At 54.6% G+C, this 22,719-nt stretch carries 23 protein-coding genes; 18 read left to right on the plus strand and 5 right to left on the minus strand.

All coding sequences use genetic code 11. The features are described from left to right. Positions 1 to 62 precede the first annotated feature (62 nt). From BG910_RS11575 to BG910_RS11600, 6 genes are all read left to right on the plus strand, one after another. Complete coding sequence (locus tag BG910_RS11575) at positions 63 to 1,220, plus strand: nuclease-related domain-containing protein (protein WP_089036975.1); 1,158 nt, start codon at positions 63 to 65, stop codon at positions 1,218 to 1,220. A gap of 84 nt (positions 1,221 to 1,304) precedes the next feature. Further along, positions 1,305 to 2,438, plus strand: coding sequence for a class Ia ribonucleoside-diphosphate reductase subunit beta (gene nrdB, locus BG910_RS11580; RefSeq protein ID WP_089036976.1), 1,134 nt, complete (start codon positions 1,305 to 1,307; stop codon positions 2,436 to 2,438). Positions 2,439 to 2,561: 123 nt separating this feature from the next. Further along, positions 2,562 to 2,864 (plus strand): class I ribonucleotide reductase maintenance protein YfaE, encoded by a 303-nt coding sequence (gene yfaE, locus BG910_RS11585; protein WP_089036977.1) that lies wholly within the window; start codon positions 2,562 to 2,564, stop codon positions 2,862 to 2,864. A 75-nt stretch (positions 2,865 to 2,939) separates the two neighbouring features. After that, positions 2,940 to 3,278, plus strand: coding sequence for a P-II family nitrogen regulator (locus BG910_RS11590; protein WP_089036978.1), 339 nt, complete (start codon positions 2,940 to 2,942; stop codon positions 3,276 to 3,278). A 207-nt stretch (positions 3,279 to 3,485) separates the two neighbouring features. Further along, entirely contained in the window at positions 3,486 to 3,971 is a 486-nt protein-coding gene (locus BG910_RS11595; protein ID WP_089037262.1) for a DUF4189 domain-containing protein, read from the plus strand. Between the two features lie 244 nt (positions 3,972 to 4,215). Further along, positions 4,216 to 4,728, plus strand: coding sequence for a ricin-type beta-trefoil lectin domain protein (locus tag BG910_RS11600; RefSeq protein WP_089036979.1), 513 nt, complete (start codon positions 4,216 to 4,218; stop codon positions 4,726 to 4,728). 69 nt (positions 4,729 to 4,797) lie between these two features. On the opposite strand, the gene BG910_RS11605 is transcribed toward BG910_RS11600, so the two are convergent. Further along, on the minus strand, positions 4,798 to 5,085 hold the full coding sequence (locus BG910_RS11605; RefSeq protein WP_089036980.1) for a hypothetical protein: 288 nt from the start codon (positions 5,083 to 5,085) through the stop codon (positions 4,798 to 4,800). Between the two features lie 212 nt (positions 5,086 to 5,297). Between BG910_RS11605 and BG910_RS11610 the strand changes: the two genes are divergently transcribed. The 4 genes from BG910_RS11610 to lolD (BG910_RS11625) all read left to right on the plus strand — a co-directional run bounded on the left by BG910_RS11610 (position 5,298) and on the right by lolD (BG910_RS11625) (position 9,503). Continuing rightward, positions 5,298 to 6,542: a lipoprotein-releasing ABC transporter permease subunit gene (locus tag BG910_RS11610; RefSeq protein ID WP_089036981.1), complete on the plus strand. Its 1,245-nt coding sequence runs from the start codon at positions 5,298 to 5,300 to the stop codon at positions 6,540 to 6,542. After that, positions 6,535 to 7,215: a lipoprotein-releasing ABC transporter ATP-binding protein LolD gene (lolD, locus tag BG910_RS11615; protein ID WP_089036982.1), complete on the plus strand. Its 681-nt coding sequence runs from the start codon at positions 6,535 to 6,537 to the stop codon at positions 7,213 to 7,215. The genes BG910_RS11610 and lolD (BG910_RS11615) overlap by 8 nt, the downstream gene beginning before the upstream one ends. Positions 7,216 to 7,483: 268 nt before the next feature. Next, entirely contained in the window at positions 7,484 to 8,830 is a 1,347-nt protein-coding gene (locus BG910_RS11620) for an ABC transporter permease (RefSeq protein ID WP_089036983.1), read from the plus strand. Further along, positions 8,823 to 9,503, plus strand: a complete 681-nt coding sequence (lolD, locus tag BG910_RS11625) for a lipoprotein-releasing ABC transporter ATP-binding protein LolD (RefSeq protein WP_089036982.1) — start codon at positions 8,823 to 8,825, stop codon at positions 9,501 to 9,503. The genes BG910_RS11620 and lolD (BG910_RS11625) overlap by 8 nt, the downstream gene beginning before the upstream one ends. A gap of 59 nt (positions 9,504 to 9,562) precedes the next feature. On the opposite strand, the gene BG910_RS11630 is transcribed toward lolD (BG910_RS11625), so the two are convergent. Next, the gene (locus tag BG910_RS11630) at positions 9,563 to 11,725 is read right to left on the minus strand and encodes a heavy metal translocating P-type ATPase (RefSeq protein WP_089036984.1); all 2,163 of its coding nucleotides are present in this window, start codon (positions 11,723 to 11,725) and stop codon (positions 9,563 to 9,565) included. Between the two features lie 289 nt (positions 11,726 to 12,014). Further along, entirely contained in the window at positions 12,015 to 12,224 is a 210-nt protein-coding gene (locus tag BG910_RS11635; protein WP_089036985.1) for a heavy-metal-associated domain-containing protein, read from the minus strand. A 220-nt stretch (positions 12,225 to 12,444) separates the two neighbouring features. Between BG910_RS11635 and BG910_RS11640 the strand changes: the two genes are divergently transcribed. The 4 genes from BG910_RS11640 (at position 12,445) to fhuB (ending at position 17,548) form a co-directional block, all read left to right on the plus strand. Beyond that, positions 12,445 to 13,617 carry a sugar transporter gene (locus BG910_RS11640; RefSeq protein WP_089037263.1) on the plus strand — a complete coding sequence of 391 codons (1,173 nt, stop codon included), beginning with the start codon at positions 12,445 to 12,447 and terminating at the stop codon, positions 13,615 to 13,617. A gap of 319 nt (positions 13,618 to 13,936) precedes the next feature. Further along, entirely contained in the window at positions 13,937 to 14,701 is a 765-nt protein-coding gene (locus BG910_RS11645) for an ABC transporter ATP-binding protein (protein WP_089036986.1), read from the plus strand. After that, complete coding sequence (locus BG910_RS11650) at positions 14,661 to 15,590, plus strand: iron-siderophore ABC transporter substrate-binding protein (RefSeq protein ID WP_232462207.1); 930 nt, start codon at positions 14,661 to 14,663, stop codon at positions 15,588 to 15,590. The genes BG910_RS11645 and BG910_RS11650 overlap by 41 nt, the downstream gene beginning before the upstream one ends. After that, positions 15,584 to 17,548: a Fe(3+)-hydroxamate ABC transporter permease FhuB gene (gene fhuB, locus BG910_RS11655; RefSeq protein WP_089036988.1), complete on the plus strand. Its 1,965-nt coding sequence runs from the start codon at positions 15,584 to 15,586 to the stop codon at positions 17,546 to 17,548. The genes BG910_RS11650 and fhuB overlap by 7 nt, the downstream gene beginning before the upstream one ends. Positions 17,549 to 17,697: 149 nt before the next feature. On the opposite strand, the gene BG910_RS11660 is transcribed toward fhuB, so the two are convergent. Continuing rightward, positions 17,698 to 18,099, minus strand: coding sequence for an RNA-binding S4 domain-containing protein (locus BG910_RS11660; protein WP_089036989.1), 402 nt, complete (start codon positions 18,097 to 18,099; stop codon positions 17,698 to 17,700). Positions 18,100 to 18,314: 215 nt separating this feature from the next. On the opposite strand from BG910_RS11660, the gene BG910_RS11665 reads away from it, so the two are divergent. From BG910_RS11665 to BG910_RS11680, 4 genes are all read left to right on the plus strand, one after another. After that, complete coding sequence (locus tag BG910_RS11665) at positions 18,315 to 19,274, plus strand: acetyl-CoA carboxylase carboxyltransferase subunit alpha (RefSeq protein ID WP_089036990.1); 960 nt, start codon at positions 18,315 to 18,317, stop codon at positions 19,272 to 19,274. A gap of 331 nt (positions 19,275 to 19,605) precedes the next feature. Further along, entirely contained in the window at positions 19,606 to 20,937 is a 1,332-nt protein-coding gene (gene tilS / locus BG910_RS11670; protein ID WP_089037264.1) for a tRNA lysidine(34) synthetase TilS, read from the plus strand. Between the two features lie 70 nt (positions 20,938 to 21,007). Continuing rightward, on the plus strand, positions 21,008 to 21,607 hold the full coding sequence (gene rpoE, locus BG910_RS11675; RefSeq protein ID WP_089036991.1) for an RNA polymerase sigma factor RpoE: 600 nt from the start codon (positions 21,008 to 21,010) through the stop codon (positions 21,605 to 21,607). 3 nt (positions 21,608 to 21,610) lie between these two features. Beyond that, the gene (locus BG910_RS11680; protein ID WP_089036992.1) at positions 21,611 to 22,180 is read left to right on the plus strand and encodes a sigma-E factor negative regulatory protein; all 570 of its coding nucleotides are present in this window, start codon (positions 21,611 to 21,613) and stop codon (positions 22,178 to 22,180) included. Between the two features lie 117 nt (positions 22,181 to 22,297). On the opposite strand, the gene crcB is transcribed toward BG910_RS11680, so the two are convergent. Then, positions 22,298 to 22,660, minus strand: a complete 363-nt coding sequence (gene crcB / locus BG910_RS11685; protein WP_089036993.1) for a fluoride efflux transporter CrcB — start codon at positions 22,658 to 22,660, stop codon at positions 22,298 to 22,300. Between the last annotated feature and the right edge of the window lie 59 nt (positions 22,661 to 22,719).

Raw genomic sequence — 22,719 nt, forward strand, 5'->3', positions numbered from 1 at the left:
TTAATAAAGGCCGTCTGAAGAATCATCAATAACATAAAGCTTTCGACAAAGGGAAAACAGTCATGTTGATTAAATCAGCCGATGATAAAAACAGTCGTGTGAAACTGCTGGAAGATTTACAAAACAAGCCGCTGAACGAGCAGCAGCGAAAATGGGTTAATGAGCAGCTTTGGGCATTGAAAACAGGGATTCAGGGCGAGAAAGATGCTGCGTTTTATATTAATTCGGTATATAAAGACGAAAAATCGTCCGTTATTTTTCATGATTTGAGAATCGAACTGGACGATGAAGTTGCTCAAATCGACCATTTGGTTATTACACCGGTATTCGCCGTTTTGTTTGAAACCAAAAGTTTTAACGGTAATTTGATTATTAACGAGTATGGGGAATTTTCAATCCGGTATGCCAAGGGAAAAGAAATCGGAATACCTTCTCCTATCGAGCAAAGCAAACGGCATGAAAGGGTATTAAAAAAACTTTTTGAAATCCTTGATATTAAAACTTATCTGAATCAGGAATTCCTGTTCCGGCATGTTGTTTTGCTTTCCCCTAAATCCATTATCAGGCGGCCCGATTCTCAAAAATTTGATACATTCAGCGTGATTAAAGCAGACAGTTTGGCAAAATGGCGTGAGGAATTTAGGGCTAACACTGCGACGGTTATTTCTTTGATGGGAGGGCTATTCAGGAAACCGCAATTATTGCTGAAAAGTGATAAAGCATTTGATGAAGTGCTTCATAAAAATATCCTCAAAACTGCCGAACGCATTTTACCGTACCATACGCCCGAACCCGTATCTGCATTACCGCCTTTTATGCAGAATATCGATGAAGCAATATCGGAACCGCCAAAGCAAGCAGAAAACGACAGCCCGATATGTGCGGTTTGCCGGCAGAAAGTTACTCCGGCAGTGGCACGCTTTTGCCAAGCCCATTCAGAACGCTTCAGAGGGCAGATTTATTGCCGTACCCATCAGCAGCAAGCGGTTTCGGCCAAACCTGTTGCCACAGTGCAAATCGAAAAAACAGAATCCGTATCCGAATGTGCCGGCGAAACAGGCGGTCAGTATTGTGAATATAAAGATTGCCGTCGGCCATTGACCGGAGCAGTTGTAAATTATTGCCGCAGTAATGCGGATTGGTTCGGCGGTAAGCTCTATTGCATGGGCCATCAAAAAATGATTGCGGCTGCACGGAAAAAGAATGGGGCAAAAGGTTAAATTAGGCCGTCTGAAATTTTCAGACGGCCTCCAATCCAATCCAAATCAGTAAGAGTAAACATCATGTCCTGCGACCATCTGACTATGTCATACAGCACTTTCACCAAAACCCAAAACGACGCGCTGAAAGAGCCGATGTTTTTCGGTCAGCCGGTGAACGTGGCGCGTTATGACCAGCAAAAATACGAAATTTTCGAAAAACTGATTGAAAAGCAATTGTCGTTTTTCTGGCGGCCGGAAGAGATTGACGTATCGCGCGACCGCATTGATTACAGCAATCTTCCTGAGCATGAAAAACATATTTTCATCAGTAACTTAAAATACCAAACCCTACTGGATTCGATTCAGGGGCGCAGCCCGAACGTGGCGTTGCTGCCTTTGGTGTCGATTCCCGAATTGGAAACGTGGATTGAAACGTGGAGTTTCAGCGAAACCATCCACTCGCGCAGCTATACCCACATTATCCGCAACATCGTCAACGATCCGAGCATCGTGTTCGACGATATTGTCAGCAACGAATACATCATCGCCCGCGCCGAAGACATTGCCTGCTACTACGACGATTTGATCGAATATACCCAATATTACAACCTCTTAGGCGAGGGGGGACACCAAGTCGGCGGCAAAACCGTAACCGTCAGCCTGCGCGAGTTGAAGAAAAAACTCTACCTCTGCCTGATGTGCGTCAATGTGTTGGAAGCCATCCGTTTCTACGTTTCCTTTGCCTGCTCGTTTGCCTTTGCCGAACGCGAGCTGATGGAGGGGAACGCCAAAATCATCAAGCTCATCGCCCGCGACGAGGCGCTGCATCTGACCAGCACCCAGCATATGCTAAACCTGATGCGTGCGGGCGTTGACGATGCCGAGATGGCGGAAATCGCGGCGGAGTTGGAAAACGAATGTTTCGAGCTGTTTAAAAAAGCGGCCGATCAGGAAAAAGAGTGGGCGGCTTATCTGTTTAAAGACGGTTCGATGATTGGCTTGAACAAAGAAATTCTGAGCCAATATGTTGAATACATTACCAATCTGCGTATGCAGGCCGTCGGCTTGCAGCCCGCGTTTGAAGGCGCGGTGCAGAACCCGATTCCGTGGATTAACGCGTGGCTCTCGTCCGACAACGTGCAGGTTGCGCCGCAGGAAGTGGAAATTTCCTCTTACCTTATCGGCCAGATTGATTCGGAAGTGAACGCCGACGACTTGGGCGATTTCGAACTGTAATGTGGATTGAGGCCGTCTGAAATCATGCGCTCACAGACGCCGTTTCCGCCCGTACAGAAATGGCATCGGCAAAGATTTCAGACGGCCTCTAAATTCCTCTCAAAAATTCCGCAAAAAACCACTATGCCGCACATCACCACACACGATACAATCTTTGAACTGAAAGCAGGCGAAACGCTGCTGGAAGGCTTGGAGCGCACGGGGCACGACGTGGAATACCAGTGCCGCAGCGGTTATTGCGGATCCTGCCGCGTCAAAATCCTGAGCGGGCGCGTGGATTACGACGATTTTCCGCTGGCCTTCGTCGCGCCGGGCGAAATTCTGCCCTGCTGCTGCAAAGTGACGGAAGACGTGAAACTCGACTGCCGTACTGCCAAAAGAGAGCCGGATTTGTTTGAAACGGATTTGTTCGCGGCAGAAGATTAAGGCGTAAGTGATTGAAAATAAAGTGAGGCCGTCTGAAAATAGCCATGCCCGTAAAACCGATACAAGGAGAACATCATGAAAAAAATCGAAGCCATCATCAAACCCTTCAAACTCGATGACGTGCGCGAAGCGTTGACCGAAATCGGCATCACCGGCATGACCGTCAGCGAAGTCAAAGGCTTCGGCCGCCAAAAAGGCCACACCGAAATCTACCGCGGCGCGGAATATGCGGTGGATTTTCTGCCCAAAGTCAAACTGGAGCTGGTCTTGTCCGATGCCGATGTCGAGCGCGCCATCGAAACCATCATCGAAACCGCGCGTTCGGGCAAAATCGGCGACGGCAAAATTTTCGTTCTGCCCGTTGAAGAAGCCATCCGCATCCGCACAGGCGAACGCTCGGATGCGGCGGTTTAACAAAACAGGCCGTCTGAAAACATATTTTGCAGACGGCTTCGCTAAATTGTTTCAATCGGATTGCATGGATTGAAGCCGGACATTCAGATGGAATCCGATCACAGCAGAAACCAAGTTGAATTCCACTTTCAAGGGAACTGGTATCACAGCAGGATTGAATATCCGGTTTGGTCGGAATAATTGGAACAACAAAAGGAATCCCGTTTTATGAATCACAAGATTTTTGCCGTTTTGCTGGCGCTCGCTGCCGCCGCCGCGCAGGCCGCCGATAGTTACGGCTATTTCGCGCTCTGGCAGAATCCGGCCAACGAAAAAGAGCCGCTGCAAGTCAAAACCACCAAAGAAAACGCCACCCAAGCCGAAGCGGCTGCCGAATTGCAGGCATTTTGCCGTGCGCAGGATACGCTGGCGGGCGTTCCTGCCGGCGGTGCAACGGGCTGCACCTCAGTCGTTCCGCTGCACAACAGTTGCATCGCTATCGCCTATCCCGCCGCGCAGCACCGCATGACTGACGAAAACGTCGTCGCCATTACCTCGCCGCTGTTCAGCAACGTCCAACGTCTCGCTTTGAGCCAATGCACCAAAAAATATGGCTCTCAGGGAAACTGCGAGCTGCAAACGGCGTTTTGTACCGACAAAAACTATTACGGCGGTACGGTAAGAAACCTTTGGAACCGTTTGAAAACGCGTTAAACATATCGGGCAGCCGTTTGCAGGGCTGCCCGTTTTTTGGCCGTCTGAAAAATTAGGGATTTCTGATATGCATCACGTGGAGGCTTTTTGCCGAAATCTGACCATAAATACAACGGTTTGGATATGATTTGTGCAAAGAATTGCAAGCTGTTTTGGATTACCGGTGTATTAAAAGTAATATATTGCTTTTGAATAAAATATGAAGCAGTTTTAAATTAAATTTAATACATATAAAGGCATAATCATGTTGGAAATTTTAAATAAGCAAGCAATCGTTGCAGCCTTGTTGGCGCTTTCCGGTTTGAGCGGCTGCGTGTATCTCGGTGAAGGCGGTTCCGACGGTGAGCGGGTGACGGTGCAGAATATCCACATCCATCCCGAACCCGGCCTGCGCCGTGAAGCATTGCTGCGGACTTCAGACGGCTTGTGTTTGGACAAAAGCGGCTCCGAATACCGCGGAATAATCGCGTATCCCTGCCACGGCAAATCCAATCAGCGTTTCAGTTTTTACGGTGACAGCATCCGCATTGAGGGCTTGTGTCTCGATGTGGCTGGTGAAAACCGCCAAAGCGGCGGCAAGGTCATTGCCTATGCCTGCCACGGTAAGGAAAACCAGCAATGGTACCGGGTCGGCAACACCATCCGTAGTAGGCTGAACGGTGGCTGTCTGGATGCCGGAAAATCGGGCAACCGCGTCGGTGTGTATCGTTGCGACGGTAGCAGGGGGCAACAGTTTTATAGTGATGCCCGGTATTGAGATTGAAAAAGCAAAAAAGAGAAAAGGCCGCCTGAAATTTTCAGACGGCCTTTGCGGTTTTTAAAACGGTTATTTGCAGCTTACGCCCTGAATTTTCGGGGAGTCGCCGTCGCCTACTTTAAACGTACATTTGGTGGTGTTGCTGCCGGATACGGTAACGACTGCACCGGCTTTGTTGAGGCTGATGGGTTCTTTTACGCCCATGCCCACCGCGGTGGCGGCGAGTTTTTGCGCGTCGGCTTCGGAATAAGGCGTGCTGTTGCCGGCGATTTTGATTTCTTTGGCAGCATACGCGTTGACGCTGAAGGCCAGAGCGGCGGAAGCGGCGGTCAATGCCAAGAATTTTGATGTTTTCATTTAAGTTTCCTCGGTTATGGCGCTGTTGCACCGTGAAATCAGAATAAGGGCAATCGGGGCTTTCTGCAAGCGTTTGCTGCGCTTTTACCGACATTATTGTTTGTAAAGCCATATTTTACAGACCATTTCTACCCTGAGAGGCTTTTCAGACGGCCTTTTCGGGCGATTTACGGTACAATGTCGGTTTTTTCACACACAAGGCGGCTTGCCACATGGCTTCTTTAGAAACTTGGATCGGCCTGCGCTATCTGCGGGCGAAAAAGCGCAACGGTTCGATATCGTTTGTCAGCGTGGTGTCGGTCATCGGCATTGCGGTGGGCGTGATGGCGCTGATTGTGGTGCTGTCGGTGATGAACGGTTTTCAAAAGGAAATTCGCGGCCAGCTTTTGAATGTTTCGCCGCATGTCGAAATCAGCTTCAAAGACGGCGAAACCGGCCAATGGCAGGATTTGCGCAAATTGGTGGCGGGCAAAAAAGGCGTACTGGACAGCGCGCCGTTTATTGCCGAACAGGCACTGCTCTCCAACCGCAACGAAGTGCGCGGCATCCAGCTTCGCGGCATTCTGCCGGAAGAAGAGGGCAAGGTGGTTGATTACGGCCGCAATATGCCGGTAGGCAGTTTTAACGATTTGCAGGCCGGCAGCTTCAATATTGTGTTAGCCGAAGGCGTGGCGGCGGCGGTGGGCGCGCAGGTCGGCGACAAAGTGACTGTGATTTCGCCCGAGGGTAATGTCACGCCCGCCGGCGTGGTGCCGCGCGTGAAGCAGTTTACCGTTACCGGCGTTATCCGCACGGGCGCGGCAACGGCTGACGAACTCTTGGCGCTGGTCAATCTCAGCGACATCCAGCGCCTTTACCGCGTCGGCGACGAGGGTGTCGGGCTGCGTTTGAAAACCGCCGACCCGCAGCATCTGGCGCCGCTGCTCGCCGACCTGATTCCCGCCGTGCAGAAAGACAAAATCCAAGTGCACGATTGGACGGAAGACCACCGCAGCTATTTTGAAGCCGTGGTTTTGGAAAAACGCGTGATGTTTATCATTTTGACGCTGATTGTGACCGTTGCCGTGTTCAATCTGATTTCTTCGCTGGCGATGACGGTAAACGAAAAGCAGTCCGACATTGCGATTTTGTGTACGCTCGGTTGTTCGCCTTCGGGTATTATGAAAATTTTTATGGTGCAGGGCGCGGTAATCGGCTTGTTGGGCACGGTTTTGGGCGTGGCTGCGGGCGTGTTGCTCGGGCAGAACATCGGCACGCTGGTGTCTGCGGCAGAAAACCTCGCAGGCGGACAGCTCGACAGCGTGCGCATTTCGCTGATGAACCTGCCCAGCGAAGTCAGCCCGCGCGAAGTCACTGCCATTGCCGGAATTTCGCTGCTGCTCTCATTCCTTGCCACGCTGTATCCGAGCTGGCGCGCCTCGAAAACCCAGCCTGCGGAGGCTTTGCGCTATGAATAACGTCATTTTGAAATGCAAAAACGTCGGCAAAAGCTACAACGACGGCGCGCTTAATGTACAGGTTTTGAAAAACCTCAATTTCGAAGTATCGCAAAGCCAAAGCGTCAGCATTATCGGCTCATCAGGCAGCGGAAAATCCACGCTGCTGCATATCCTCGGCGGTCTCGACATGCCGTCTGAAGGCAGAGTCACGCTGATGGGCAACGATTTGGGCAGTTTGAGCCAAAAACAGCTCGGGCTGTTGCGCAACCAATATTTGGGTTTCGTTTACCAATTCCACCATCTTCTGCCCGAATTTACCGCGCTGGAAAACGTGATGATGCCGCTGCTAATCGGCAAACGCCCGAAAGCCGAAGCGCAGGAACGCGCCGCTGCCATGTTGGAAAAAGTCGGCCTCAAACAGCGGATGTTACACCGCCCGGGCGAACTTTCCGGCGGCGAACGCCAACGCGCCGCCATCGCCCGTGCCCTCGTTACCCGACCCGCGTGTCTGCTGGCCGACGAGCCGACCGGTAACCTCGACCGTAAAAACGCCCAAAATGTTTTGGACATGATGCTGGATTTAAAAAACGAACTCGGCACAAGTCTGGTCGTCGTTACCCACGACGACGAACTTGCCGCCCGTTTCGAGCGGGTGATGACGGTGGCGGACGGCAGTTTGCAGATGAAGTAGGGCGGGCTGTCGGTATGCTGTTTTCAGACGGCCTAAATATATAGTGAAATAAAATAAGAAAGATACAAGGCGGCAAGGCGAAGACAGTACGGGTAGTACGGGACAGATGAACTTGGCGCTTCAGCGCCTTAGTGAATCGTCCTCTTTGAGCTCAGCCGCAGCCAACGAAGTAAATTTTTTATTTTAATTCACTATAAATGCCGTCTGAAACCTAGCATACACAACTTTTTTCAGACGGCATTCCCGTCTCTTCAAAGGTTTTTACACAATGTCTTTAGAAACTTGGATCGGCCTGCGCTACCTGCGGGCAAGAAAACGCAGCGCTTCCATTTCGCTGATTTCGGCGTTTTCGATGACCGGCATTACTGTCGGCGTCGCCGTGTTGATCTCCGCGATGTCGCTGATGAGCGGTTTTCAGAAGGAAATCCGCAACCAACTTTTAAACGTCGCCCCCCACGTCGAACTGGGGCGCAGGGATTTTGAAAAACAGGAAAACTGGCAGGCACTGCGCAAAGCCGTGGCCGGCCGCAAAGAGATTGCCGCCGGCGCGCCGGTGGTGGTCGGGCAGGCACTGCTGGCGAACGCGGGCGAAGTGCGCGGCGTGCAGATACGCGGCATTCTGCCTGAGGAAGAAAAGAAAATCGTCGCTTACGGCAACGACGCGCAGGCGGATTTCGACAATCTGAAAGCAGGGGAGTCGGACATCATTCTCGGCGCAGCGCTGGCGGAGGAGTTAGGTGCAGAAAAAGGCAGCCAAATCAGCGTGATGGTGTCGGGCAGCCCACAGGATAAACCGGAAACCGAAGCGCAGGCCGAACCGCAAACAGGACAGGGTTCGGACGGCCTTGAAGCCGCTTCGCAGGCGGAAACAGACGCAGACGGCAGCGAAGCCGAATCACCTTCTGCCGCCGCTACGGCGCTGCACCGTTTCAACGTCGTCGGCATCGTCAAAACCGGCGTGTACGAACTGGATAAAACGCTGGCCGTGACCCATCTGCAAGATGCGCAGACGCTTTACGGATTCGGCGACGGCGCGGTGGCGCTGCGGCTGAAGCTGGCTGACCCGCAAACCGCGTCCGCATTGAGCCAAAGCCTGCTTGAAGCTCATCCCGATTTATGGATTGTCGATTGGACGGAAACCAACCACGATTTTTTCCAAAACGTCGAACTGCAAAAACGCATGATGTTTATCATTCTGATGCTGATAGTTGCCGTTGCCGCGTTTAACCTGATTTCCTCGCTGGCCATGACCGTCACCGAAAAACAGGCCGCCATCGCCATCCTGCGCACGCTCGGTCTGCCGCCTTCCGGCATTATGAAGATTTTCGTGGTGCAGGGCGCGCTGACCGGCTTTTTCGGCACGCTCTTCGGCGTGATTATCGGCCTTTTAATCAGTTGGAACATCAGCCCGATTGCCGACTTTTTCGAGCAGATCACCGGCCGCAAGCTGATTCAGTCGCAGGTTTATTTCATCGACCACCTGCCCAGCGAAGTGAATTTTACCGACGTCGCCACCGTCGTCGCCGTCTCGCTGCTGCTCTCATTCCTTGCCACGCTGTATCCGAGCTGGCGCGCCTCGAAAACCCAGCCTGCGGAGGCTTTGCGCTATGAATAACGTCATTTTGAAATGCAAAAACGTCGGCAAAAGCTACAACGACGGCGCGCTTAATGTACAGGTTTTGAAAAACCTCAATTTCGAAGTATCGCAAAGCCAAAGCGTCAGCATTATCGGCTCATCAGGCAGCGGAAAATCCACGCTGCTGCATATCCTCGGCGGTCTCGACATGCCGTCTGAAGGCAGAGTCACGCTGATGGGCAACGATTTGGGCAGTTTGAGCCAAAAACAGCTCGGGCTGTTGCGCAACCAATATTTGGGTTTCGTTTACCAATTCCACCATCTTCTGCCCGAATTTACCGCGCTGGAAAACGTGATGATGCCGCTGCTAATCGGCAAACGCCCGAAAGCCGAAGCGCAGGAACGCGCCGCTGCCATGTTGGAAAAAGTCGGCCTCAAACAGCGGATGTTACACCGCCCGGGCGAACTTTCCGGCGGCGAACGCCAACGCGCCGCCATCGCCCGTGCCCTCGTTACCCGACCCGCGTGTCTGCTGGCCGACGAGCCGACCGGTAACCTCGACCGTAAAAACGCCCAAAATGTTTTGGACATGATGCTGGATTTAAAAAACGAACTCGGCACAAGTCTGGTCGTCGTTACCCACGACGACGAACTTGCCGCCCGTTTCGAGCGGGTGATGACGGTGGCGGACGGCAGTTTGCAGATGAAGTAGGGCGGGATGCCTGATAGCAGGTATTTCGCCGGATTCTTTCAAAACCGTTTTTTCAAGTTCTACTCAATCCTCACCCGTTTCAAACGCAAAGCGTTGCCCAACACCGAAATCGAGCTGGCGGCCATGGCGGCACCGGCGATGACGGGGCTGAGGTAGCCGAGGGCGGCGAGCGGGATACCTAAGATGTTGTAGAAAAATGCGAAAAACAGGTTTTGACGGATGTTTTTCAGCGTCGCGCGGGAAACCAAAAGCGCGTCAACCAGTTGGTTGGCGGAATGCTGCATCAGCGTGGCGGAGGCGGTGTGTTCGGCAATGTCGGCACCGCCTTTCATGGCGAAGCTGACGTTGGCGGCGGCGAGCGCGGGGGCGTCGTTGATGCCGTCGCCGACCATGGCGACGGTTTTGCCGGCGTCGCGCAGTTTTTGGATTTCGGCGGCTTTGTCGCGCGGGCTCATGTTGCCCAGCGCGTGTTCGATACCGAGTTGGCGGGCGGTGTAGGCGACGGTGTTTTCGTTGTCGCCGCTCATGATGTAAACGTTGATGCCGTGCGCTTTCAGACGGCCTATGGCTTGTTTGGAATCGGTTTTGAGCGCGTCGGCGAGGGCGAATGCGCCGGCGGGTGCGCCGTTGACGGAAACGGCGACGACGGTGGCAATGTCCCAAACGCCGACCAAATCCTGCGGCAGCGTTAATCCGATAAAGTCGGGTTTGCCGATTTTGACGGCGCCGATACCGTCAATTTCGGCGGAAATGCCGGCGCCGACGGCAGTCTGCGCATTGGTTGTTTCGGGCAGCGTCAGGCCGCGCGCTAAGGCCGTCTGAACGATGGCGCGGGCGATGGGGTGGGCGGCGTTTTGTTCGACTGCGGCGGCGATGCGGTACAAATCGTCTTCGCCATACGCGCTTTCAGACGGCCTGTACACGGCGGCAACCTGCGGGCGGCCTTCGGTGAGCGTGCCCGTTTTGTCGAGCACGACGGTATCGACGTGCGCCGCTTCTTCCATCGAGGCCGCGTCTTTAAACCACACGCCGTATTTGACCGCGCGCCCCATGCCGACCATCACGGCGGCGGGCGTGGCCAGTCCGAGCGCACACGGACAGGCGATAACAAGCACGGCAACGGCGTGCACCAGCGCGGTCGTCCAATCGCCTTTCAGCAGCCAAGTCAGTGCAAACGTCACCAGCGCAATCCCGACCACAACGGGCACAAATACCGCTGCCGCCTTATCCGCCACCCGCGCAATCGGCGCTTTGCTGCCCTGCGCCTCGGAAAGCGCGTTCATCATGTCGCCCAGCAGCGTTTTGCTGCCCAGCCCCGTGGCGCGGAAAACGATGCTGCCGTCGGTCATCAGCGCGCCCGCTAAAACCTTGCTGCCCGCTTCTTTGATTTCGGGATTCGATTCGCCCGTGAGATGGCTTTCGTCCGCCCAACCGCTGCCGTGCTCGACAATGCCGTCTGCCGCGATGCGCTCGCCGTGGCTGGTGCGGATCAAATCGCCGATCTGAACCTGATTGAGCGGCAGGCTCTGCCATGCGCCGCTGCGTTCGACGTTCACATTTGACGGCGTGAGTTTCATCATCAGCGTCAGGCTGTTGAGGCTGGATTTTTTCGCGCGGTGTTCCAAAAATTTGCCCAGCGACACGAATCCCGCCACCATCACGCCCGCTTCAAAATAAACGTGTGCCATACCGTCATGCCCCATGCTGCGGTGGGCAAACAGCATAAACGCCGAATAAAGGTAAATCGACAGCGTGCCGACCGTAACCAAAACGTCCATATTCGCCAGCCCGCCGCGTATGCTCGCCCACGCGCTTTTATAAAACGGCACCGCCAGCCAAAGCTGCACCACGCTCGCCAGCGCAAACTGCCACAGCGGCGGCAGCATCCAGTCGTGCCGCCCCAGTATCATCCCGACCATGCCGACGATAAACGGCACGTTAATCGCAAACAGCAGCCACAAGCGCCAGCCGACGTGGGGCGTATCGTTTTCAGACGGCATCTCATCCGTTTTCAAACGTGCGCCGTAGCCCGCCTTTTCAATGATCTTGATGATGTCGCCGGCGGAAGTTTTCCCGTCTTCAAACGACACCTGCGCCTCTTCGCTGGCAAAGTTCACCCCCGCCTCAGCGATAAAGTCTTTTTTGTTCAATACCTTCTCAATGCGCGACGCACAGGCTTGGCAGGTCATGCCTTCGATTTGGAAGCGGAGTTTCTGCATGATGGGCTTTCTGGGAGTTTTGGGGCGGGAAGCCGGTTGTTGATGGAACAGGGTTTGTGATAATTTTCAGACGGCCAAACCTATGCAAAACGTACCGTATTTATAATACGAACCTGCTTCCCCGTTTTTTCAGACGGCATCAGACGCGGCGACGGTTACACCGCTTGAGGCGGCTAACCGTACCTACCGATTTTCAGACGGCCCAAGCCATATTTGGGCAGCTTCATACAAAAACAAGCGCAGATAAAATTTCAGACGGCCTCAAAACCGCTTGATGCCGTCTGAAAACCGGTTACAGCGAAGCATCATACCCGCCGTCTTCCACTGCCTCAACCAGCGCGGCGGGATTGGTTTGGGCGGGGTCGAATTCGACGACCGCGTTGTTTTTTTCCAAGCTGACTTCGGCTTTGGTCACGCCGCCGACGCCTTCCAAAATGCGGGTAACGCTTTTCACGCAGCCGCCGCAGGTCATGCCGCCGATGTTGAGGGTTAGGGTTTCCATGATGTTCCTTTCCGTTTCAAATGGGGTTGCGGGATTAACTATACGCTTCGGGGAGGGGAAACTTCAAGTTTGGCGGAAATGTTTTCAGACGGCCCGAACGGCTGCCGTTGTGGCAAATCAGGCCGTCTGAAAACCTGTAATGCCTTGTAACCACGACGCTTTCCCGCAAACAGCGTACAATACCGCCTCTTTAACTGTTTTGTTGGACAAAGGGAACAACATGGCTGCGGCGGCAGAGAAAAAACAATGGCTGAGCGTATTGGCGCTGGCGGTCGGGGCGTTTATTTTCAACACCACCGAGTTTATCCCGATTGCGTTGTTGAGCGACATCGGCGCGACATTTGCGATGCCGCCGACGCAGACGGGTATTATGATTACCGTGTATGCGTGGATTGTGGCGCTGCTGTCGCTGCCGCTGATGCTGCTGACGTGCCATTTCGAGCGGCGCAAACTGCTTTTGCTGCTGTTTGCGCTGTTTACCGCAGGCCATGTTTTGTCGTTTATTGCGTGGAATTTCAATGTGTTGCTGGTCAGCCGCGTGGTGATTGCGCTGACGCACGCGGTGTTTTGGTCGATTACGGCATCGCTGGCGGTGCGCGTGGCGCCCAAAGGCAAGGGCAATCAGGCGCTGGGGTTGTTGAGTACGGGCACGGTGATGGCGATGGTGTTGGGCATTCCGCTCGGGCGCGTGATCGGGCAGCAGTTGGGCTGGCAGGTCAGCCTGCTGATGATTGGCGTCTGTGCGGGCGGGGTGATGGCGGTGTTGGCGAAAACGCTGCCGCCGCTGCCCAGTGTCAATAGCGGTTCGCTTGCCAGCCTGCCGCTGTTGGTGAAACGCAAAAATCTGCTGTTGCTTTACGGGTTTACGGTGTTGATGATTACGGCGCACTTTACGGCATACAGCTACATTGAGCCGTTTGTCGTCAAAGCAGGCGGATTTGCGCCCGGGCAGGTAACGCTGGTTTTGGGACTGTACGGACTGGCGGGTTTTGCGGCTTCGTATATTTTCGGCAAATGGTTTGCGCGTTTTTCCAAACCGTTTTTCCTCGGCGCAGCGGGCACGATTGCGCTTTGCACGCTGTTGCTGCTGCCGTTTGCGGGTTCGGTCTATCTGATTTACCTGACCGCGTTTTGCTGGGGCGTGGCGATTGCGGTGATCAGCTTGGCAATGATTTCCAAAGTTTTGGCGTTTGCCTCGGACGCAACCGACGTCGCCAGCGCGATTTATTCCGGGCTGTACAACGTCGGCATCGGCGGCGGCGCGCTGCTCGGGCATTATGTCACGCTGTGGTTCGGACTGGACAGGGTCGGCTTCGCGGGCGCGTTATTGGCGGCAGGCGCGGTTGTGTTGGGTTGGGTTTTGGTCAAGCGCGCGGATTTTGCAGGTTCTTGAAGCCGTACTGTTTGATTTGCAGAATGCAGCCGGAAACCTCTTTGGTTTTCCGGCTGTTTTTTAACTTTGCACGCAGGAGGCTTGCACGGTATCAGTCATAAACATTGGGGATAGTTGCTTGTTTGACAAAATAGGAATAATTATAATTTGGTGCCCTGCAAACGGAAAATGCCGTTTTGATTTTTTGTCTGCGGCATATGCCGTTCAAACCTTGATTTTCTCAACAAACTGTTTTGGCAATATTTTTCAGACAGCCCGATGTGCTGTTTGAACCATTTTTCATTCTTTTCACAAATCCCCGATAAAGGCCGTCTGAAACGTGTTCCAACTTCAAAACGCAGGCTATGCCGTGTCCGGTCGCGCGCTGCTTGGCGACATCAATCTTTCTTTCGAAACCAATAAAGTTTACGGATTAATCGGCCACAACGGCTCGGGCAAGTCCACGCTGCTCAAGATGCTGACCCGCCAGTATCCGCTGTCTTCGGGCAAAATCCTGCTCGACGGGCGCGACATTCATGATTTTTCCACGCGCGAATATGCGAAGCAGACGGCCTATCTGCCGCAAAACCTGCCCGTGGCGACGGCGCTGACGGCGCGCGAACTGGTGGCGATGGGGCGTTATGCGTGGAGCGGGCTTTTGGGGCGCACGGATGATGCCGACCGTGCGGCGGCGGCCGAAGCGTTCCGGCTCACGCATACGGAACGCTTCGTCGACCAAGTGGTCGATACGCTTTCGGGCGGCGAGCGCTCGCGGGTGTGGCTGGCGATGTGTCTGGCGCAGCAGAGCCGTTTTCTGCTGTTGGACGAACCGCTTGCGCCGCTCGACATTGCCCATCAGCTTGACGTGATGGGTCTGATTCAAAGCCTGTCGCACAATCTGGGTTTGGGCGTGATTATCGTGATTCACGATATTAACTTGGCGGCACAGTATTGCGACGAACTGGTTGCGCTCAAACAGGGGCGGCTGCTGAAAACGGGCAGGCCGTCTGAAATCATGACGGCAGAGGTGTTGAAAGACATTTACAACGTCGAAATGAACATTATTGCCCATCCCGGCAACGGCCGCCCCGTGGCGCTTCCTTGAGGTTTTGACGATGAACAAACGTTTTTCAGACGGCATCAAGCTGCTGCTTTTGAGCGCCTTAACCGCCGTTGCACAGGCCGCGCCGCGGGTGGCGACTTCGGATTGGACGATTGCGGAAACGCTGACGGCGATGGGGCATCCCCCCGTGAGTGTGGCCGACCGGCGCGTGTACGATGTTTGGGTCAACCACCCGCCGCTGCCGCAGTCGGTAAAAGAAGCGGGGTTGCGCTTCCAGCCGAATTTGGAGCGGCTGCATCAGATTAAGCCGGATTTTTTCGTGCAGTCGCCGTGGTTTGCCGCCGCCAAACCGCAGTTTGAAAAAATCGCGCCGGTGTACGAACTCGATTTTTCCACGCCGGCCGGCATCACCTACGCCCACACGCTGCAAACCACGCGCAAGCTGGGCAAGCTCGTCGGCGATGCGCCGGCTGCGGAAAAGCTGATCCGCGACACGGAAACGCTGTTTGCCCAAACCGCGCCCAAGCTCGCCAAATACCGCAAGCGCCCGCTGGCAGTGGTGCAGTTTTCAGACGGCCGTCATTTACGGATTTACGGTAAAACGTCGGTGTTTCAAGTAGTTATGGACAAGCTCGGCCTGAAAAACGCCTGGACGGGCGCTTCAAACAACTGGGGTTTTGAAAACATCACGCTGGTTGATTTGGTCAAACTGCCGCCCGATACGCTGTTGGTTATTGTGAAACCGCATCCGCAAAATACCCGCAAAACGCTGGAAAACAGCGCACTCTGGCAGCGGCTGCCGTTTGTCCAACCCGCCAACCGCCGCGTGTTTGCGCCGACGTGGAGCCTCGGCGCGCTGCCGTCTATGCAGCTTTTTGCCAAACAGCTTGCCGCACAGATGCCGTCTGAAAACAAGGAGGGCGCATGGTAGATTTTTTCAGACGGCCTGTTGCCCGGCTGACGGCGGCTTTGCTGCTGCTTTGCGGTCTGAGCGCGTTTTGGGTGTTGAAACTCGAATGGACGCTGCCTTTCACGCAGCTTTTCGCCGAACCCGACACGCTGCCGCTTGAGGCGCTGACGGTGCAGAACAACACACTGCCGCGCATGGCGATGGCCTTGCTTGCGGGCGGCAGCACGGCGGCGGCGACCATGCTGATGCAGCAGATTATGCGCAATCCGCTGGCTTCCGACAGCACGCTCGCGGTCAGCGGCGGCGCGCAGACTGCGTTGGTTTTGGCGGCGGTATTCGCGCCCGCATGGCTGGATTTCGGCACGTCGGGCGTGGCGTTTGCCGGCGCGGCGGCGGCGCTGTGCGCGGTGTTTTGGCTGTCGGTGCGGCGCGAACTGCTGCCGCTGACCGTCATTCTCGCGGGTTTGGTGGTCAGTCTTTATCTCGGTTCGCTCACGGGCATTGTGATGCTGTTTTACAGCGAAGAAACCCGCGGCGTGATGCAGTGGAGCAGCGGTTCGCTGGTGCAGGACAGCTGGCACGATACTTTGCAGATTTCGTGGCGGATTCTGGCGGCGGCGCTGCTGGTCGGCGTGTTGCTCAAACCGCTGGCGGTGATGGGTCTGGGCGATACGCAGGCCGAATCGCTGGGGATTCCTGTGAAAAAAATCCGCCTGCTCGCGCTGGCGGCGGCGGCGTTTTTGAGCGCAAACGTGGTGGCGTTTGTCGGCATGATGGGTTTTGTCGGCCTTGCGGCGGCAACGGTGGTGCGCCAGACGGGCGTGCGCACGCTGCCGGCGCGGCTTGCGGCGTCGTTTGCGCTCGGCGGCCTGATGCTGATGCTGACCGACAACGGCCTGATGCTGTTGAAACACTACAGACAGATTGATCTGCCCGCCGGCGCCGTGGCCGCGCTGATCGGCGCACCGCTCTTGCTGTGGCTGATGATGAAAGCGCCCGCGCAGCCGGTTTTTCAGACGGCCTCGGAGCGCGGCATGACCGTTTTGAAGGCTTCGCCGCTGTTGAAACGGTTGCCGCTTGTTGCATTGGCGGTGCTGCTGCTGGCGCTGTTTGTCGGGCGCAGCGACGGCGTTTTGCCGACTTTCGACACGGAATATTTCGCGTTCCGCTATCCGCGCGTTTTGCTGGCGGCGGCAACCGGCACGATGCTGGCGCTGGCCGGCGTAATGCTCCAGCGGCTGACGCAGAATCCGATGGCCAGCCCCGAGCTGCTCGGCATCAGCTCGGGCACGGCATTCGGTGCGATGGCGGCGGTTTTCCTGTTTGACCTGACTTCGGGCAGCGGCGCGTTTTGGCTGGCGGGAACCGTTTCCGCGCTGGTTTCGCTGGCGTTGTTCATGCTGTTCAACCGCAAAAACGGCCTAGCGCCGGAAAAAATCCTGCTGACCGGCATGGCGCTGGCGGCGTTGGCCGACGCGGCGATACGGGTGTGGACGGCCAGCGGCGATTTCCGCGTGCAGCAGCTTTTGCTGTGGATGAGCGGTTCGACCTATCAGGCCACACCCGAATCCGCACTGGTGGTTGCCGCGGCGGCGCTGGTGTTGTTCTGCGCCGTATTGCCACTGCAACGCTGGCTGGGGTTACTGGGCTTGGACGCCGTGGTCGCGCAGTCCGTCGGCGTTAATGTGCCGTTTGCACGGCTGGTGTTGATTGTATTGAGCGCGGTTTTGACGGCTTTGTCCACGCTGCTGATCGGCCCCTTGAGCTTCGTCGGCCTGCTCGCGCCGCATCTGGCCTATATGCTCGGCGCGCGTCTGCCCAAACAGCAGCTTGCCGCCGCCGCGTTAACCGGCACGACCGTCATGACCGCCGCCGACTGGCTCGGAAGGCAAGTTCTGTTTCCTTATGAAGTGCCCGCGGGCTTGATGGCCACGCTGATCGGCGGCGCATATTTTATGCGGATGATGCGCAGGATGTAGTTGGTGGGAAAGTGAAAGGCCGTCTGACATAAGCAGTTTTCAGACGGCCTTTGGCTGTTTTTGAAACGGCAAAGTTTTTCGGACGGCCTGATTCCGTTGGTTTTCCAATCAGGCGTTCCTTTAAAAAACACCAAATGCCGTCTGAAAACCTACCAGTCGCCGCGTTTGACGCGGTCGAGTTGGCGGCGGTTGCGTTTGGTCGGGCGGCCGTCGGGGTAGGCGGCGCTGATGCGGCCGGCTTGGTCGAGCAGCTTTTGCGCTTCGCGTTCGGCGGCGGTTTTCATGTCTTCTTCGTACAGCAGCCGCGCTTCCAGCGCGGGGCGGCGTTGGTGGTTGAGCGACAAAACTTTGAATTTGTAGGGCAGGGAATTGAGCGTCAAATCAACGACATCGCCCGCGCTGATATTTTTGCTGTTTTTGACCTTGCTGCCGTTGACCAAAACGCGCCCCAGCTCGATGTGCTTTTGCGCCAGCGCGCGGGTTTTGAAAAATCTGGCCGCCCAAAGCCATTTGTCGAGACGCATCGCGTTGTTTTCGATACTGTTTTTCATGACTCGGTTAAACTGATTGAACTGGCCGACAGTTTATCATAAGATACAGGGCTCCCCGTGGCTTAGTGTTCCGATACTAAATTTTACACAAGCATAAGTTTCTATTTTATTTGGACATTGTCCGGGTAAATTCCGCATAATTGTCTGCAAAATGCTGCTAAATATGCTTAATTGGCGTATGATGGCGGCAGAATCTGAATAGAGAGCTTCAATTGATGAAACCCGTTTTTTTGGACTTTGAACAACCCATCGCCGAATTGGGCGGTAAAATCGACGAATTGCGTTTCGTGCAGGGTGAATCCGCGGTGGACATTTCCGACGAAATTGCCCGCCTGCAAAAGAAAAGTAACGATTTGACCAAATCGATTTTCAACAAACTGACACCTGCCCAAATTTCACAGGTTTCACGCCATCCGCAGCGCCCTTATACGCTCGACTATATCAACGCCATTTTTACCGATTTTGAAGAATTGCACGGTGACCGCCATTTTGCCGACGATCACGCCGTAGTCGGCGGTTTGGCGCGGTTCAACGGTCAGAGCGTAGTGGTAATCGGCCATCAGAAAGGCCGCGATACCAAAGAAAAAATCCGCCGCAATTTCGGTATGCCGCGCCCCGAGGGCTACCGCAAAGCCCTGCGACTGATGCAGACGGCGGAAAAATTCAATCTGCCGGTAATGACGTTTATCGACACGCCGGGCGCGTATCCCGGTATCGGCGCGGAAGAGCGCGGCCAGTCGGAAGCCATCGGCAAAAACCTTTATGAAATGACGCGCTTGCGCATTCCCGTGATTTGCACCGTGATCGGCGAGGGCGGCTCAGGCGGCGCGCTGGCGATTGCCGTCGGCGATTATGTGAACATGCTGCAATATTCGACTTACTCGGTGATTTCGCCTGAAGGTTGCGCCTCGATTTTGTGGAAAACTGCCGAAAAAGCCGCTGATGCAGCGATGGCGCTGGGCATTACCGCCAAGCGTTTGCAGGAATTGGATTTGATCGACCGCATCATCGACGAGCCGCTGGGCGGCGCGCACCGCGATATTGATGCTGTTACGAAGAGCGTGAAAAAAGTGTTGGAAGAAGAGTTGCGCGAAGCACAGGCCACGCCGATGGCCGATTTGCTGGCACGCCGCTTCGACCGCATCATGGCCTACGGTAAGTTTACCGATAAATAAGCAGTTGGCAGAAAAACAAGCAGGCAGTGCACGCCTGCTTGTTTTTGTTTAGTTGGGCCGTCTGAAAAAATGCAGGCGGTTTTCAGACGGTATCTGCTGTTGCGAAAGGCTGCTAAGTTGTTTCAAAGATCAACAAGGTCATCTGAAATTTTCAGAATATTATTCCCGCGCAGGCAGAAATTTATGTTTGATTTTATAAAACCTATTTTTAAACAAGATATTGCCGTCATGTTTAACCGTGGATTCCCGCTTGCGGGGAATGACGTCGGTTGGGGCATTAACCTTTTCAGACGGCCTTTCCGCCTTTTACCGTAAAGGCCGTCTGAAAAACATGAAACAAAAAATGGACATCTTCCCGCAGTTCGCATCTGCATTCCCCGATTTTCCGGCCGGTATCCGCATCGAAGCCGCCCTGAGTGGCGGTTTGGATTCGGTCGTATTGCTGCATCTTTTGGCGCAGATGCGCACGCAGCGGGTATTTGAACTGAGCGCAGTGCACGTTCACCACGGCTTGAGCACGAATGCGGACGAGTGGGCGGCGTTTTGCCAAAATTATTGCGGCCGCTTGGGCGTGCCGCTGCGGGTATGTCGCGTTCGGGTGGAAAAAAACGGTTTGGGGGTGGAAGCGGCGGCGCGTTCGGCGCGGTATAGCGTTTTTTCAGACGGCCTTTGCGATGTGGTTGCGCTGGCGCATCATCAAAACGACCAAACCGAAACCTTTATGCTCGCGGCGCTGCGCGGCGGCGGAATGCGGGCGCTGGCGGCGATGCCGGTTTGGCGCAGTTTGAACAGGCAGACAAAAATCTGGCGGCCGCTGCTGAGTTTTTCGCGCGAAGATTTGCAGCATTATGCGGCGGAACACGGCTTGGATTATGTCGATGACGAGAGCAACGGCAATCCGGCATTTCTGCGCAACTGGCTGCGCAACGAGGCTTTGCCCGCATGGCGGCAGCGCATTCCCGAGTTGGACAAGCATATTTTGGCCAACGTCCGCTCGCTGCAAGATGATTTGGCGCTGCTGGACGAAATTGCCGCCGAAGATTTTCAGGCCGTTTGTGCGGACGGTTTTTTTGCCGTCGATAAATGGCGGCGGTTCAGCCAAGCCCGCCGCTTACGCCTGCTTTGGAAGTTTGTCAAGCATCACAACGGTAAAATTCCGACGCATTCTGCCATCCGTAATTTCGAACAGGTGTTACACGAAGCGGATTCCTGCGAATGGCAGCTCGATGGTGCAAGGATTTTTGCCTATCGAAACTGCCTGTATTGGTTTGATGAAGATGTTAATGTTCAGACGGCATTTTGGAAAAAAACCGCGTTAACAGGCCGTCTGAAAGATATTTTGATGCAGACGGGATTTGTATTGAAACCGCACCCGCAGGGTTTGCCGGAATCGGTTTTGAATGAAGACGGAATTATCCGCTGCGTGGGCGGCGGCGATATGCTTCGGATAAACGGCAGACAAAAGCCGGTAAAAAAACTGTTGCAGGAAAGCCATATACTACCGTTCGTTCGAAAAAAATGGCCGATTATCACAAGGATGGATAACACCTGCCTCGCTGTTGGTAATCTAAAGGTTTCGCAGGATTTTCAGACGGCAAACGGTTTTTTGCCGGTTTGCGAAGAATTAAATCAGTATCTTCGGGAACTTAATTTTGTTAAATAGGTCTTAGCGTGGCACGAAATGCTTTGCCGCCTATTGCTTATATAGTGCAGTCAATTATAAAAGGTTGGATATGAATGATCGTCAAATCGATCGCATGTTGGTAGAGCGCGCGCAAAAGGGTGAACAAAAGGCGTTTGAAATGCTGATGTCTAAGTATCAGCGCCGTTTGATCAGACTGATTTCCCGTTTCATCAGCGACGAACACGAAGTCAACGATGTAACGCAGGAAGCGATGATACGCGCGTACCGTGCATTGCCGAATTTCCGCGGCGAAAGTGCTTTTTACACTTGGCTTTACCGTATCAGCATCAACACCGCAAAAAATTATCTGGCAAACTCAGGAAAGCGGCCTTTTGTCAGCGCAGAAGCCGCCAACGAAGAAGGGGACGTACTGGATTTAGTCGATCAGGTTGCCGACCATCACACGCCGGAAGCCGAAATGATTAACTGGGAAATCCTGCAAACCGTCGAGACAGCCATTTCGAAGCTGCCCGACGACTTGAAAAAAGCCATAACATTACGCGAACTCGAAGGCATGTCTTATGAGGAAATTGCTCAGATAATGGATTGTCCGATAGGGACGGTGCGTTCCCGAATTTTCCGGGCGCGCGAGGTTATCGCCAAAGACCTGCGTCCACTGTTGGACAGATCCGACGACCAAAGGTGGTAAAAAATGAACACAACAATAAACGAAACATACGAATATGTTTCCATTGCGGCCGACGATGAAGAATTATCCGAAGTCTTTATCGACCGACTTTTAAACGATGATGAAGCCGCCCGAAAATGGTATGAATACCATCTCATCGGCGACTGCATCCGCAACGAACGCGAAGCCGCAGGCCGCGACGCCGGTTTTCTGAAAAATGCGGACTTCCAAGCCGCATTGGCCGAAATCAGCGCCGAACACCAAGCGCGCAGCGGCAACACGCCCAAAGCGGCTGCCAAGCCCGCCGAAGCAGCCAACCACACGTTTAAAGGCTTTGCCGTTGCTGCAAGTCTGGCGGCCGTCGCCGTATCGGTATGGCAGTTCTGGCCGCAAGCCGATCAGGGCGCAACGCCCGTTGCTGCCGAGCAAACCCGTCCGGCGGACAACAACGTCGTTTCGGTCGGCGGACATGCAGACAAAACTGCGTCCGCGCCCGTCGTGCCGAATGCGTCAAAAGATACGCAGACGACCGAAAGCCGGAGTGCAGTCGGTGTCGAAGCAAACAAAGCCGCACAACAACAGCTTGTACATTAAGCCGTAAAAAACAAAAAGCCTTTGCATATGCAGAGGCTTTTTTTGTTTTGAACAATGCGGTGCCGTCTGAAAAAAAGTTTCAGACAGCATTTTACATAGCGGCTGCCTGCCCGGATTTTATTTAAAAAACTGCGCCGTCCACATGCCCAGCGCCGTCAGAGCAAACGAGCCGAAGACGTGCAATAAAACGGAAACCAGCGCCGCGCCCCAGCGCTGCGCCTGCATCAGGGCGACGGTTTCGAGGGAGAAGGCGGAGAGGGTGGTCAGACTGCCGAGGAAACCGGTAATCAGCAGGAGCCGCCATTGCGGATTGTGGACGAGTTCGGCGCAAAGCCCGACTGCAAACGCGCCCGCCCAGTTGGCGGCGAGGATGCTGATGGCGAACGGAGCGGCGGTATGGGCGAGGGCGAGGCCGAGCAGCCAGCGGGTAAGCGCGCCGAAGACGGCACCGAGGGCGACGGGGAGGATTTGTGCGGGCATGGAGTTTTACCTTGTTTTTGGATTTTCAGACGGCATGGGCAGGTGTGTTTGTTTGGTTG

The organism is Neisseria chenwenguii, assembly GCF_002216145.1.
GTDB lineage: Bacteria > Pseudomonadota > Gammaproteobacteria > Burkholderiales > Neisseriaceae > Neisseria > Neisseria chenwenguii.